This is a genomic window from Vibrio sp. GJ43-1 (assembly GCF_055808835.1).
In genome coordinates this window covers 1445631-1460789 of sequence record NZ_CM147885.1, presented here as the reverse complement: position 1 = coordinate 1460789, position 15159 = coordinate 1445631, and the positions used below count along the sequence as shown (strand labels likewise).

At 42.8% G+C, this 15159-nt stretch carries 7 protein-coding genes and 3 pseudogenes; 5 read left to right on the top strand and 5 right to left on the bottom strand.

Translation table 11 applies throughout. From position 1 onward, the window contains the following. Positions 1–228: 228 nt before the first annotated feature. Together AC0L66_RS23930 and AC0L66_RS23925 are read left to right on the top strand one after the other, a co-directional pair. Positions 229–1157, top strand: a pseudogene (locus AC0L66_RS23930) (alpha/beta fold hydrolase). 304 nt (positions 1158–1461) lie between these two features. Further along, positions 1462–2880 carry a basic amino acid/polyamine antiporter gene (locus AC0L66_RS23925; RefSeq protein ID WP_473569734.1) on the top strand — a complete coding sequence of 473 codons (1419 nt, stop codon included), beginning with the start codon at positions 1462–1464 and terminating at the stop codon, positions 2878–2880. 94 nt (positions 2881–2974) lie between these two features. Here the strand turns inward: AC0L66_RS23925 and AC0L66_RS23920 are convergent, their stop codons facing one another. Continuing rightward, a complete protein-coding gene (locus AC0L66_RS23920; protein WP_265674363.1) occupies positions 2975–3430 on the bottom strand; it encodes a methylglyoxal synthase in 456 nt (151 codons plus the stop codon). A 206-nt stretch (positions 3431–3636) separates the two neighbouring features. After that, a pseudogene (gene torT, locus AC0L66_RS23915) lies at positions 3637–4583 on the bottom strand (TMAO reductase system periplasmic protein TorT). A 140-nt stretch (positions 4584–4723) separates the two neighbouring features. On the opposite strand from torT, the gene torS reads away from it, so the two are divergent. Further along, positions 4724–7642, top strand: coding sequence for a TMAO reductase system sensor histidine kinase/response regulator TorS (gene torS / locus AC0L66_RS23910; RefSeq protein WP_473569732.1), 2919 nt, complete (start codon positions 4724–4726; stop codon positions 7640–7642). Positions 7643–7700: 58 nt separating this feature from the next. Here the strand turns inward: torS and AC0L66_RS23905 are convergent, their stop codons facing one another. The 3 genes and pseudogenes from AC0L66_RS23905 to AC0L66_RS23895 form a co-directional block, all read right to left on the bottom strand. Next, positions 7701–7889 carry a hypothetical protein gene (locus tag AC0L66_RS23905; RefSeq protein ID WP_473570881.1) on the bottom strand — a complete coding sequence of 63 codons (189 nt, stop codon included), beginning with the start codon at positions 7887–7889 and terminating at the stop codon, positions 7701–7703. A gap of 164 nt (positions 7890–8053) precedes the next feature. Next, positions 8054–10410 (bottom strand): annotated as a pseudogene (locus AC0L66_RS23900) (fatty acid cis/trans isomerase). 172 nt (positions 10411–10582) lie between these two features. Beyond that, entirely contained in the window at positions 10583–11815 is a 1233-nt protein-coding gene (locus AC0L66_RS23895) for an L-lactate MFS transporter (protein ID WP_428751228.1), read from the bottom strand. Between the two features lie 503 nt (positions 11816–12318). Here AC0L66_RS23895 and AC0L66_RS23890 point away from each other — a divergent pair. Together AC0L66_RS23890 and AC0L66_RS23885 are read left to right on the top strand one after the other, a co-directional pair. Continuing rightward, complete coding sequence (locus tag AC0L66_RS23890; RefSeq protein ID WP_265674367.1) at positions 12319–12693, top strand: NADH:ubiquinone oxidoreductase; 375 nt, start codon at positions 12319–12321, stop codon at positions 12691–12693. Between the two features lie 357 nt (positions 12694–13050). After that, positions 13051–15081, top strand: a complete 2031-nt coding sequence (locus AC0L66_RS23885) for a TonB-dependent hemoglobin/transferrin/lactoferrin family receptor (protein ID WP_473569730.1) — start codon at positions 13051–13053, stop codon at positions 15079–15081. Positions 15082–15159: the final 78 nt, after the last annotated feature.

Here is a 15159-nt window from a genome sequence, read left to right as displayed (position 1 = left end):
GGTTTTCTTATGAGTTGGAAGGCTGTTGTATGCACAGAAAGCTTAGGAACAACTCCAAGGCTAATGACTTGTAAATACAAGACTTCTACACTATCGCTTCGCATGATTCTTCAAAGATCTATTCGCTGGCTACACCATATAACCAAGTGAAAGATGAAAGCAGAGGCCATGACTGTGACGAAGAGTCGTGCTCACGAGTATATAAAATAAGTGTAGGGTTATATTAGAATGATTTTTTGGATAGTACTAATTGTGTTTTGTTGTGTTTGGATTCCTCCAGCACTTAGAAACAAAGAGCGTTATAAGCTCAATGAAGTGAACCGCTCAGAGGCTCCTGGTCAGTTTGTAGAGTTGACTCATGGCGCGGTTCATTATGAGCTAACCGGCAACCCCGACGGACCACTCGTGGTGCTCGTCCATGGTTTTTCTGCTCCATCGTATATGTGGGACAAAAACGTGCCAGCCTTAGTCGAGGCTGGCTACCGAGTTTTACGGTTTGATCTTTACGGTAGAGGTTATTCAGCTAGACCTTCGACTAAATATGATACACAGCTATTTGTCGATCAAATTCAATCGTTAACTTCGAAGGTGGTTGGTGAACAACCATTTCATATTGTTGGGTTGTCAATGGGGGAGCCATTACCTCAGCATTTATTAGCCAATTTCCGAGCAAAATACTCAGTGTTATTTACTTAGCGCCGTTTAATAAACCGATTGATATCGGCCCTTTAGTGAATCCCATCATTGGGCAATGGTTGGGCTATACGTTCTTTATTCCATCACTGGCTAAGAACCAACTCAATGATTTGGTTCAGCCTGAACTACAACCTGACTGGGTAAGTAAATTTGAACGTCAAATGCAATTTAAAGGGTTTAGAAGAGCGATTATTAGTTCAGGGCGCCACGTCATAAATAAGGACCCAACTTTGAATTATGAGCAAGTCGGTAAGTTCGAGATAGAGAAATTACTGTTATGGGGAACCAGTGACAAAGTGATTACGATTGACGATGCGCCGAGAGTGCAGCGGTTATTAGGTGAACATACTAATTTGGTTGTTTTGAAAGATGCAGGGCATGTGCTTCAATATGAACACTATACCGAGGTCAATAGCGCGATGATTGAGCACCTTAACCACGTTTCAAGTAAAGGTGTATAAGGTAATGAGCGTATAAGCTTATGAGCGCACACAAAAGAAACATCTAACTAGGTGCTCGCGTGTTGTGATGATTGAGTTAATGGCTTGTGATGAATGCTGGCTACATTGTAAAGTAAATATCTTAACATATGTGTTTTTGGCGTAATATTCTGACATGGTATTTAACTGCAATATTTAAAATTGATTAATCGCAATTGAGCTCGAATTTTGTATTGAGAATAAGTGGTCAATACATATAATAAACCAAAAGACTTAAAGCAGGAGCTTCTCGTTAGAGCTTCTGCTTTTTTATTGAGAATAAAAAATGAAAAAAAACTCTGTCGGTTTGATAGGTCTGATTGCACTCGTGTTCGGTTCAATGATCGGAAGTGGTATTTTTAGCATTCCTCAGAATATGGCTGAACGAGCTTCTCTCGGCGCGGTTATTCTTGCGTGGGTAATAACTGGAGCTGGGATGCTATTGTTAGTGCATACGTTCAAGCTGTTATCAGAGCATAAGCCCGATTTAAATTCGGGTATCTTCTCTTATGCAAAGGCGGGCTTTGGCGAATACGTTGGATTCCATTCTGCGTGGGGCTATTGGATCATGAGCTGCATGGGAAATGTCGCACTTTCAGTCATGATCAACGATTCTCTCGGATTGTTTTTCCCAGTATTGCTAGAGCATGGTATCGAAACAGTCATTCTTTGCTCCGGGTTATTGTGGACGATGAACTTTATCGCTTTGCGTGGCGTCCAAGCATCATCATATATCAATATTATTTCGACGGTGGGCAAACTACTTGGTCTTACCTTGATTATTTGTATTTTGCTGGCCACATTTGATCCGCAACGCATGGTTGTCGATGTTTGGGGAGAGCAAAACAATCTGGGTACCGTTTTCTCGCAAGTTCAAAGTACCATGATGGTGACCCTATGGTGTTTTGTGGGGATTGAAGGTGCAGTCGTACTGTCTGGTAAGGCGAGGAAAAAATCTGATGTTGGCAAAGCGACACTCATCGGTTTTTTAGTGGCAATTACCATGTATACGTTAATTTCAGTATTAGCCTATGGCATTCTTCCTCAAGAAGAACTTGCGCTATTATCGAACCCTTCGGCGGCTTCATTGCTCGCTCATGCGGTTGGGCCATGGGGACGGTTATTAGTGAATATCTGCGTGTTAGTGTCGGTGTTCGGTGCGTTAGTCGCATGGACGATGTTAGTCGCCGAGGTGCCATTTGAAGCCGGACGAGTCGGAGAGTTTCCAAGCTTTCTTGCAAAAACAAATGAAAACGGCGCGCCATCGAGTTCGTTAAACATGTCGACTAGTTTTATGCAGGTATTGGTATTAATGGTGGTTCTGTTTGAAAACGTGTATTTGGCGGCGATTAATATCGCGTCAGTGATGGTGTTACCCTGCTATTTGCTCAGTAGCTTATATCTGCTTAAGATCGCGCTCTCTGGAAGCGAGTCGACGGCGATAAAATCAAAACGTTATGCGCTTATCGCGGCATCATCCGCGGCATATTGTATTTGGTTGATTACTGCTGCAGGTGTAGAGTTCTTGTTAATGGCGACCATATTGTATGCAATTGGTATTCCGTTTTTTCGCTACACTCATTCAAAACGAATTAAGCTCGGTGAAAGCGTTTATGCCCGTAAAGACAAAGTACTAGAAGTGTTGTTGGTCTTGATGGCAATATTGTCCATCTACCTCATGGCGACAGGTTATCTTCACGCATAATTACTGCGGTGTGATCGAATATCGCTTGTGAATCTGTATCGCTACAAAAAATAAGGCGCCCTGTGGCGCCTTATTAATAATGAGTGGGTAAGCCTTATGTACGCTCCGCAAGGTAAGCGTCATAATCAGGGATTTCGATATCGACTTCTTTGCCAAGTAGATCTGACTCAAACAAGAAATTAGCCGTTGCGCGGTTAGTTGCGACAGGAATGTTCCAAACGCTCGCAATCCTAAGTAAGGCTTTAACATCAGGGTCATGCGGAACCGCATTAAGTGGATCCCAAAAGAAAATAAGCATATCCAGCTTACCCTCTGAAATAAGCGCACCAATTTGTTGGTCACCGCCCATAGGGCCACTGATCATGCTTTTTATTGCCAACCCAGTGTCTTTACTTAACATATTACCTGTTGTGCCTGTTGCATAAAGAAAGTGACCTTGTAACTTTTCTTTATTTTCCAGTACCCAACGAAGTAGCTCAGGCTTGTAATGGTCATGAGCCACAAGTGCGATATGCTTATGTGCAGGCATAGTACGTATTTTCTTTTGCATTCATTTATCCTGAGTTATTGAAATTCTACCAATGGGAAAGTCTTGGCCATCGTCCGATATTGATTACTTTTTCTAAAAGCTAAAAGCTAGAAGCGTCGGTTCTGTTTGGATTAACAAACTCTCGCGAATTTCACATTCATATAGGGTATTCGATGGTAATCGTCCTTACGTTATCAATCAATTAGGTTTAATAACAAGTGTGACAATTAGTGTGAATGAACATTAAAAATAGGTCGAAAGCCAGTGGGTGACAATGACTCTTCGATCGCGTCAACACTTAGGTTGTCAGGTGTTAGCGTTTTAATGTGAGGAGCAAGGTCATGACCGTAAGGCTCATGTCGTAGATAGGACACCGCTTGTTGTATCGACAATCGACCTTGTTCCACCATTTTGTCAGTAGGGGAAAACGTCACCTTGTTGCGCAGTAATCCGCGATAAACACCATGACTGAGATAGATGGACAGTAAATCGACGTGTTCACTAAGGTTTGCTGCTCTTACTTCACTGATTGCGGCTTCAATGGCAACAGCGCTACCGACGATATAGCGAAGGTTCGGTCTTGTTTCAATCACTTGCTGCACCAGGTTACGCTGTAACTCCTTGTCGTTATCCGCCCAAAGTGTATCGGTGACCTTTATATCTGAGTCTTTGATGGCTTCGAGAAAACCAAGAATAACGGGTTTAGTCCCGCCGCTTGATTGCGGCCCCGGCAGTAGTGCTAGTTCAACACTGCCGCTATTATTGGGATGCTTATTCGCGAGAAATTGCCCGGTTTTGTACCCCATCCAATACCAGTCGACCCCAACGATGCCTTTTACGTGCTTTTTTTGATTTGCATCGACGATGAGATGGTTGACGGTCGCAAAAACAGGCGTATCACCTAGGTATATGCGCCTAGGTCATGCTGAAATGCGGTTGGAGAGACTGTGCCCAAGACAATGGCATCTGCCCCCCAAACGTTACAAGCTTTGAGTTGCTGACGCTGTTTTTCAATATTTGGATAGCCCCCGGATTCAAACACCTTAAGCTCGACGTTTAACGCCCTTGCTTCTTCTACCATGCCATAATTGACAGATAGCCAGTAAGAATCTTTCAAATGAGGGTAGATAGCGCATAGTTTCTCACCAGCACGGATTGTTGTCGTGCTGAGCATGAATGCAATTGCGCTAACAATTGGAAAATAATTCATTTTTTTTGACATGGACTCATCGTTTAGTAGCAACTGAAGATCGAACCATGCAAAATATAGCGTACTATCAGAGTGTAAAGAAGTGGATTCTCACGGAGTCATGCATGTTACTCGCCAAAGCTAGTATTGGACGTAAACTATTTTTCTCATTCGCGGTCATGGCACTTTTAGTGTTGTTCTCGACGGCGATCGGTGTGTCTGGGTTTTCATTAGTCGCCAAAACTGAAAGGAAGGTTGTTGAGGCAGCGATGCCATCAATGCTGGAAGCTCGTGAAGTCTCTGAATTGAGCACCAGTATCATCGCGTCGGTACAAACATTGTCTAATGCCAAAACGAAGGTACAACATCAGCAGGCGGGTAAAAAACTGTTTGGCCAACTAGAGTCGCTACTTAGTCATATTAAAACACTAGGGTCTGACTCTTTTGATTCAGAACTACTTGGTCAATTGGAGCAAGATGTACAAGCTATCCTTGATTCACTTATCGAGCTCGGAATGTCGGTTGAACGTCGCATTGAATTGGACCAGTCGATACTAGAAAAAGTTGGACAGCTGCGTGTAGCAGCACAGGAATTAGAAGAGCTCACTCGTACTCAAGTCCTGAACACAAGCACTATCGCAGTCGCAAATGTGACTCATATTTATGGGCTACTCGAAAAAAACAAGAAAGAAGATGCGCTGGACGCGTTGGACAGCCTGGTTGAAATAGACCTCGATCTGTCGGAGCGTTTACACGAACTGCATTTGTTAGCGTTTAAAACACTTAATCAGATAGAAGAGTCACGCACGGTAACGGTGTTAGAGCGGATTGAAGAGTTGCAGTCGTCCTACCAATATAACATCACGATTATGAAAAGACGGGTGCAAGGTGTTGAAGATCCGGCGAGATCAAAGCAGATGACCCAACTGTTGGCGCAGCTTGAGCAAGGGGCGGATGTCTTCGCGTTAATGAAGCAAACCAATTTTGAAGGCAGACATTCGCTAACCTTAAATCAAGAAACACTTGACCAATTGACTGCTTTGAACAAAACCGTAGCGAAGCTGGTTGATCAGTCTAATGCCGCGACGTCACAGGCGGTTGCTCAACTTTCATCGACTTTGAATTACGCACAATTGACGTTGACTTTACTGTCTATTCTGAGCTTTGTCATTGTTGTGGTTATTGTTTGGAGGGTGGTGTATCTATCGGTGGTCAAACGACTTGCAGCGTATTCCTCTGCACTGCTGTCTATTGCAAAAGGGCAACTTAAGGTCGATTTAGTAGTGAAGGGCAACGACGAGCTTGCTCATATGGGACAGGCTATTATTACGGCAAGAGATACCGCTCAATCACTCAAAACGGTGGCAGAATCTGAAGCCAGTGCTCGTAAGGCACTTCAAGAACATAAAGCACACCTAGAGCAAACGATTGCAGACAGAACGATTGAACTCCAAAACAGTAACGCGAGCTTAAACCGAGAAGTAAAAAATCACGCCCAAGCGAGAAATGATGCAGAGCAAGCAAGCCGAGCGAAAACCGCGTTTCTTGCCACTATGAGTCATGAAATTCGTACCCCAATGAATGGCGTTCTTGGCACGGCGGCATTAATGGAAGAAACCCCGTTAGATGAGAGACAGCAGCATTATCTCGGTGTGATTAACCGCAGTGGGCAAAATCTGCTCGCGATTTTAAATGATGTTTTGGATTATTCTAAAATTGAAGCTGGCCATTTGGATATTCGTAACAACCCTTTCGACCTTACTCGTATGGTGCGAGATTGCTATCAATTGATGCATGGTAAGGCGTTGGAAAAGCAGTTGGAATTTAAGTTTAGTATCGATGTTGACGTTCAAAGTGTCTATTGTGGCGACGTAACACGCTTGAGCCAAGTGCTCAACAATCTAGTTGGGAATGCCATTAAGTTTACTGACGAAGGAGAAGTGTCTATTCACGTATCCCGTGATCCGGATGATGAGACCTGTTTAGTCTTTGAAGTCTCTGATACAGGTATGGGTATTAGCCCCAACGATCAGCTTGCACTGTTTGATGCCTTTACTCAGGCTAGTCATGGCAAAAGTGTATCGGGCGGGACTGGTTTAGGTTTGGCGATTAGCCAAAAACTGGTGAATGCGATGCATGGCCAAATCTATGTCGACTCTTACCTAGGTGAAGGCAGTCGTTTTTGGTTTATTGTACCGCTAGAAACCAGTGAATTTGACAAGCAAGATGTCTATGAGCCAATTGGTCGGGCTGATGCTGTAAGCGCAAAAGTACTACTGGTCGAAGATAATCCAGTTAATCTCATGGTTGCGGAAGGTTTCTTGGTGAATATGGGACATCACGTTCGCTGTGCCGAGAATGGTGCCGATGCTGAGGTACTTTTCACTGAAAATGATTTCGACATCGCGTTGCTGGACATTAATCTACCCGACACGGATGGCGTTACCTTGATGAAAAACTTGAAATCACAGAGTACGAACGGTGATGAACAAATCCCAATGATTGCCGTTTCTGCGCATGTCTTTACTGAAGAAGTTGAAGGGTATCTCAGAGCAGGTTTTGATGGGTATCTTCCTAAACCGATTGATAGAGAAGCGTTAAAGTCTCTTATTCAGTCTAAGATACATGGACGAGAACTGAGAGCGGCACCCATACCATTAATTGAGGTCGATATGGAGGCGAATATGGGGCTGAAGAATACAACAATGGTTGATGAGCAAGTATTAGAGCAAGATGTCAAAGTCTTAGGCGTGACGCGAATGACCAAAATCGTCGATGCATTTACCTCATCCAGTCAGGTTACATTGGAAGAGCTTGAGCGTGCTGCTCAGCAAGGAGAGGCTAAACGTGTTAAAGATTTAGCGCATAAACTAAAAGGATCAGCAGGAGCGCTTGGTTTAACAACCTTGTTTGAACATTGTTTAACCATTGAAAAATCGCAAGACCCAATTGGTGATTATATTCGCTTAGTTGACCATATTGTTAGCGTTAAAGCTCAGTCAGTAGCGGTTCTAAATAACATATTAGTTAGATTAACTCGCTAATCCAAAGGTTTGTAACCACCAAAAAGTAAGGGCTCATTAAGAGCCCTCACTTTAATCATTATTTGGGTTTATCTTGAAATTTAACGCTTGAAGGGTCGAAAGATTGTGTGTCTTCTGGCTCTTGGTTAGAAAGCTCTCGAAGATGATCCAGTTGATGCTCAAGCATGTTAACTGCATCATAATCACCATCGGAACACGCCACGTAAATCTGTTGTTCGATCGCCTCAATGCTATCTTTAATGCTCATCATACACCTCCAAAGTGTTCAATAGAGCACCTATGCGGTCAATCAATAATGTCGTCAACGGACTAAGCGTAATCTGACAAAGTGTCCATTAACTATGCCGTCAACTAATTATGTCATTAACCTATTATTTCAATTCAAGTCGATTTACTTGTGGTTAAATCGGCTTACCTGTTCTCAAATCGATTATAGTCCAAGAGTCCAAATTCGACAGGTTGTGTACGTTGGTAAAACTCATGCACTTGGTCGCTAAAGCGCCAAAACTCGGGAGAGCTTCGTCTAACCGCATAATTGTCGAGTAGTTTTATGTAGTCATCTTCATCGTCAATTGATCTGAGTTGAGTAACAAATTTTTCCACTTGGTTCTCTTTGATTGAAAAATAGGCGGCTGGGTAGCTACCGATAACCCCGCGAACAAGAGTAAAGCTATCGTTGGCGTAATCACGGTTATTCTCTTCTGAAAACAGGCTGGAAATATTCACGTGTGCATTGTTGTGAAGCAGGGTGAATAATTGATTATCGCCTTTATTTGTCTCAATCATAAGCATAGTGATCTGCGGTACAGATTTGAGACCTTCACCCTTAATATCATCGACAGTTCTCAATAACGCTTCGTTTTTACTGGATAAACCCGTATTGACAATTTGGTATCGGTCGCTAAGTATCGGTGCCAATTCTGCTTTAATCTTGCTAAACAACTCTGCCTTGTAATTCTGAGTGAGGTATAGCACTTGGGTCGGCTGACTGAACGGCGCGACATTACGTTGTAAAAAGGTACTAAATTGTGGGCTTTGATCTTGGTACCAACTGCTGAATTCTTTGTGTCGCATCGTATTTGGTAATAGCGCTAAAAAGTTACTTTCTCCTTCCATACGCAAAAAGTCCATGAACATACGTGTGATAAGTTGATGGCCAAAATTCCCATAGACATCAAACCCTGCAACTAACAAGTAGTGAATACGCTCCAAAAGGGCATAATCAAGAACCCAGGCTGTTTTAGGTGGATGACCTACTAAGCCTTGCACCACTGACGCACTATCAAAATGGCGGAACACGGTGAGTGCTGCATTAGGATTGTTGCCGTTACCTTTCCAAAGTAAGTCCGTGGTTAAGTATTTACCGCCTGTAAACCACTGATTCATGAAGTTTGACTTACCTTCTAGATAGCGCGCTTGTTGGTTGGAATATTTAACCCAGTTGGTAATAGGTACGGTATTACTTTCTTTTTCACTTGGCAGTTTTAAGTTATCGGCCTGTTCTTTGTAAAAATCGACAACTTCGGGAATGTCCGACGTCTCGGGGTCGATGAAAAAGACCCAGAATCGGTCATTAATGACATTGAGCGCGAGCTGACCACGACAAACCGGACCTTTTATATAAGCCATTATGGTGTTTTGCGCATTATCCAACATGAAATTAAAGCGAGCTTTAACAGGCAATGCTTCAAATGCCGTCATTGGATTCGCTGCGACGGAGATATCGTAACTTGGCAAGGTGTTAACGGTGTAGTTAGGCTCAATAAACCACTCATACCACAATTCAAGCTTGGCATCGTTTAACTTGAACGGCATGTGTGTCTTATCAACAATGGTGCCTTGGTTCGGAATCAACCGATAGTAGACTCGCACGAGGTCAGGGTTATCATAAGGCCTGCGCGTCACGATGCGTTTTACTGCAGTGTGCCGGGTGGAGTGCTAGAACGAACAATTTTGAAAAAGCGTGGCTTACCTTCTATCTCAGAAAAATAAAGGTTTGCTAAAAAGAGGTGCTCATAGATATAACGGGCAGTGAGTTGGTTTTTAAGTGATGAGGTATTAAGAAGCTCTTCATACTTATCAACCATAGTTTGTTCGTCTTTGGACAATGGAAGTGGGGCATTCATCATAGCGCCGTTACCTAGCCATGCCACTAATGTTGAATATTCATCATTGTCGATATTTGGCATACCAAAAGGCATTCCCCATAAAGGGTTTTCTTGCTCATAGGCATCGTATTCTTCAATGGTTGGACAGACTTGTTGGCGATTAACCGAAAAATCAAAGCCTTCGAGTTGGGTGGTCTCCGGTAATGGATGACGCGCTTTCTGCGTGAGCATACGTGAGATAAGACCAGCATCTAAATTGGCAGATAGTGTTTGATCGCGTTCGTTAAGAACCGGAAAGAAGCCCATTTCTCGCCATTCTTGAGTGCTTTGGGCGTCTTCAAAGAGGCGGGTAGGTTGCGTGGCTGTTAGCCGTTCCCCTTGATAAACAAGTGCTTTGCTGGCACCTCTATCGATTCCTTCAACCGAAGACATTTTTAGTTGGCATGGTGCGTCGTAGCAAGCATGACAAACCACACATCGGTTATCAATAATGGGCTTAACTTCATTAATAAAGAAGTCAGCGTGGGTCGATTCAACCGAAACGGTTCGTTCTCTTACCTCTGGCTTACCAAACAATTCATCATAATTGAGTCCAGCGTAAGTCGCACAACCAGCAAAAACGACGATACATAAATAGACAACACGTTGTTTCATTTTCATAATATGCTCTCAATGCAGCGTGTCAAAACGCGTATATCTCCTTGTTAGTATGTTACTAATTTTTGTTTATATTCGATTAAAGATCTAGTGATTTGTTATTTTGGACAAAAAAAAGCCTGACATGATGTCAGGCTTAATATGCGATACGCTGCAATTTTTGTCGCTTAATGTGTTAAGCAGTTTTAAGTTCTGCTGCTTTTTCTTCAGTAATAGGTTTAGTGAAGAAAGACAGAAGAATACACACACCCATCATTGCTGCTGAGATGGTGTAAGCCAAGTTATAACCGCCGCCGTGGGTCATAGAGTAACCAACCACTGCGACACCGATTGCACCGCCAATACCCCAAGAGGTATAAAGTACGCCATAGTTGGTGCCGTAGTTTTTCAGGCCGTAGAATTCAGCGGTCAGAGACGGGAATACTGCCAGTAATGTACCGTAACCGAGTGCAGCAAGTGCAGTACCGATGATCAATGTGAATTCACTATCAAAGGTTGCGAACAAAATCATGTTGATGCCTTGCAGAATAAACGCAAGCATCAGTGTGCGAATACCGCCAATTTTGTCAGACAAAATACCCGCACCAATACGACCACCAGAGTTGAAAATCGCTAGGATAGATGCGAGGTATACTGCATTGGGTAGGTTGGCTTGAACACTAGCAATGTTAGTAATGTTGCCGATAATCATTAGGCCAGTCGCAGAAGCCAAAGCGTACATTACCCAAAGCGCGTAAAACTGTGGCGTCTTAAGCATTGCTTTCCATGAAATGTCGACAGCTTGTTTTACTTTTACAGGGGCTTGTCCAGCTTTAACTTTAGGTTCTGCTGGTTGGTATCCTGCTGGTGGGTTATTAATCGTCGCTGCGAGTGGCACGGCAATAAGTAAAATACCAATACCTAAGATCATGAAGCTAGAGCTAATACCCATTTGGGTAATCAGCGCAGATGTCAGCGGTGCAAGATACACAGCCGCTAAACCGAAACCAGCAGCGATTAAACCGTTGACCATGCCTTTCTTAGAAGGGTGGAACCATTTCATCGCAGAAGGCGACAAACATGCATAACCAAATCCAATACCAGCACCAGTAATTACACCGAAAGTGATGTTAAGAACAAGCACAGACTCTGCGAAGCTTGAAGCAATCATGCCAAGACCTGTTAGCGTAGCACCTAAAATAAGGATGTTACGAGGGCCCATGCGATCTTGTAGTACACCTGCTACTAATAGACAAAGCGAAAAAGTGATTGTCGCGATTGCGTAAGGAGAAGATGCGTCAGCAGCACTCCAACCCCATTCACTTACTAAGGCTTTGTTAAATACACTCCAAGCATACAGGATGCCAAGACAAAGGTTGATACAGAATCCTGCAATAAGGATTCGCATGGCTTTATCAATCTTGCTCATTTTTGTTCTCTGGTATTTCGAACAATGTTCGGGGGTTAGACAAATTTTCAAATTTAGTTTGCGTTTATCAACAGACGACGCAAAGGAGCGCGGATTATAACCAATAAAAATGTGATTGGAATCGATTTCTTTGAATTAATTGAAATAAAAATCACACTGTAAATAATATGTAAAAATAATGTTTAAACTTGATCTAACTTATTAATGTGCATGGGCAGATCACAAATTCTTAAAGTAACCAGATTTATTTTTATGTAATTTTTTTGTTAAAATAACTGGCGAGCAATTAAGTAAATTACGTAACATACTGTAACGAAAGGGAAGTGAACATTTCCAATGTTACTGAGTTGTAATTGCCCTAAGAATGGCAATTTTAATAAGATTGCTGGTTAAATATTGAGCTTGTAATTGCCTTAAAGACATATGACAATATAGACAAAATGAGTTTTCAAAAATGAAAATGGACATTTCATTCCTATTTTTACTACTTTTCGAGGTGATTTATGTTCATTGCAAAAATCGGTATGTTACTTGGATTTTCGGTTGGGGCGGGTTATGTGGCCGCTGATCATATCCATTCCTATATGCTTGGATTTTCTATCGCTGCGTTAGCGGTAGGGGCTTGTTACCTTATTGCATTTGCTAGCACTAAGTATCCGCAATTTGCGATGGGTTTGTTACTATTAGGGACAATGGCAAAATTGACTGTAACGGTAGTTGGCGTCGGTGTCAGTGTGTCTTATGACTTAATCTCATCTCCACTTGTCTTCTCATTGTCCTATTTGTTTTACCTGATTGCGGTAACGTATCTTTGGTTTAGCTTTAAAGATAGCAGAATGCCAATCCCAGATATTATGAAGCCAAAGCTTGCGTCATAACAGCGTATGCATTGTGCATGACCCTCTGTAGTAAGCAGTAGATAGAATGAAAAAAAGAAGGACTCAGGTCCTTCTTTTTTGATCGTAGCCACACCAAAGCCTCTCATTAGCATGGCTTCATCGTTTTGCCCACAACAGCTCGACGTTTTACGCAATACTCGATGAAAATGAGTATTTGTCTTGCTTGTTGGGACCTCTCACCACCCCGCGTTTTAGTATCTCTTAAGTCACAAAACAGATTTTATGATAGGGAAGTCACGAGTAGCAATTTATTACAAATATAAATGATAGTAATTATCATTTATATTTGTAATAATGCGCGAGAACTGATTATTAGAACAGAAATAAGAAGGAACTATGAAACTAAAACTGTCGATGATAGCGAGCTCAGTGGTACTTGCGCTCACTACAAATGCTCAAGCGGAAGATGTTACCGCCTTAAATGAGGTCGTCGTGTCTGCATCACGAGCTGACAAAACCAATCAAGATAGAACTCGCTCCGTTGTAAAGGTCGATATGGAAGAATTGGACGAAATCCAGCCCAATTCTGTTGCAGAGGCGATTAAATACGAACCTAACGTCTCTATAGAGGGCGCTAATATTCCGGGCAATCAATCGGTTAACATTCGAGGTTTGAGTGGTAATAAGGTATTGAAGATTATCGATGGTAATCGCCAAAACATGCAATACGGTCACCGCCCAAGCTATTTTTTAGATCCTTCTTTGCTCGGAAATATTGAAGTTATCAAGGGACCGATGAGTTCTTTGTATGGTTCGGGTGCTATTGGTGGCGTCGTTGTTCAAAATACCCTGACCGCCGATGACATTTTGGAAGAGAACGGATTAGGTGGTCGAGTTAAAGTTGGTTATCAAGATAATGGCGATGTTTGGACCAATACCGCAGCCTTAGCGAATAAAAATGATGATATAGATTGGATTATTGCGGGTAGCTATAAAGACAGTGGTCACATGAAACAAGGTGACGGCACAACACTTTACGGCACGGAAGCGACGAATAAAACAGGGTTAGCGAAGTTTAATTGGCAGATTAATAACGCGCATAAACTTGGCTTCAACTTGCGTTATGCTGATCTCGATGGACGACCTCCAGTTGTCGGGGATTCGAGTGGGCAAGTTAATGATCCTAGCTTACTGATTAGCCGTCGCACTACTGACCAGTCTTATGGTGTTAACTATAATTTTAATCCTAATAGTGCCTGGTTTAATGTAGAGGCTTCTCTTTATCGCAACGATACTAAAATTACCGAAGCAGACCCATCCGTTGTTGGTGAAGACATTTCACAACTACAAACAACGGGCTTTAATGTTACCAACCAATCAGACGCGGGGAAACTTAAGGTACTTACTGGGGTAGACGGTTATTTGGATGAGTTGGATGCAAGTCGAGCAGCGTCTGTTTCTGGGCGTCCAGAATTACCTAAAGATGCCCAAACATTCGTGGTTGGTGCATTTGGCTATGTGAACTATGACCTGTTTGAAACGTTAACCGCTGATGTAGGGGTTCGATACGATTCTTTCTCTTCAAAAGCACAAGGCTTTGACGATAACAATCAATCCGCTTGGTCACCATCAGTCGGTCTACTTTGGCAAGCTCAGCAATGGATGGCATGGTCTTTACGTTACGATGAAGCATTTCGAGCACCAGACACATCAGAACTTTACATGAGTGGTACCCATTATTCGTATGGCCCAGGTGGTCCGAGTAACGTATTTGTGCCAAACCCCGAGTTAAAACCGGAGAAGTCACATAACGTAGAGTTAAAAGGGCAGTTTGACTTTAATAATGTTATCGCGGACGACGAATTATCCATAACGACTAGTGCATTTCACAACCAAGTTAAAGATTTTATTAATCTAGATGTCAACTCGTCTCCGAGCAGTAGCTGCGGTATCGGTGGTTCAATGGTCGGCTGTGCGGGCACGAGTCGCTCGAGTAATATCAATAACGCAGAGTTGACAGGTTACGAACTCGCAGCCGATTATCGCTGGCAGCAATTGTCACTCGGCCTTTCCTACGGTCAAACCCGTGGTAAGGATACCGATACTGATGAATGGATCACCAACATTCCGGCGGATAAATGGGTCGCAAGCGCTCAGTATGGGTTTTGGAATATTGATACAAAGATAGGGACTCGAGCCACATTTGTTAGTGGCCAAGGGCGTGTACCGGCTGGGTACACTGAAGGCCCTCACGAGTCATATCAACTTGTTGATTTTTACGCGTCTTGGGAGCCAACAAGTGAGCTAGAAGGACTCAAAGTGGACCTTTCTCTCATTAACGCCTTCGACGAAAACTACAGAACAGCTTGGACCAAAGTGTATCAGCCCGGTCGCTCTGTACGCCTGAACGCCCAATACACCTTTTAATCCAATATAACGAATGAAGCGCCTTCTAATAGGAAGTCGCTTTTTTTTGATACACGTTTAATATTAATGAGTTATCTG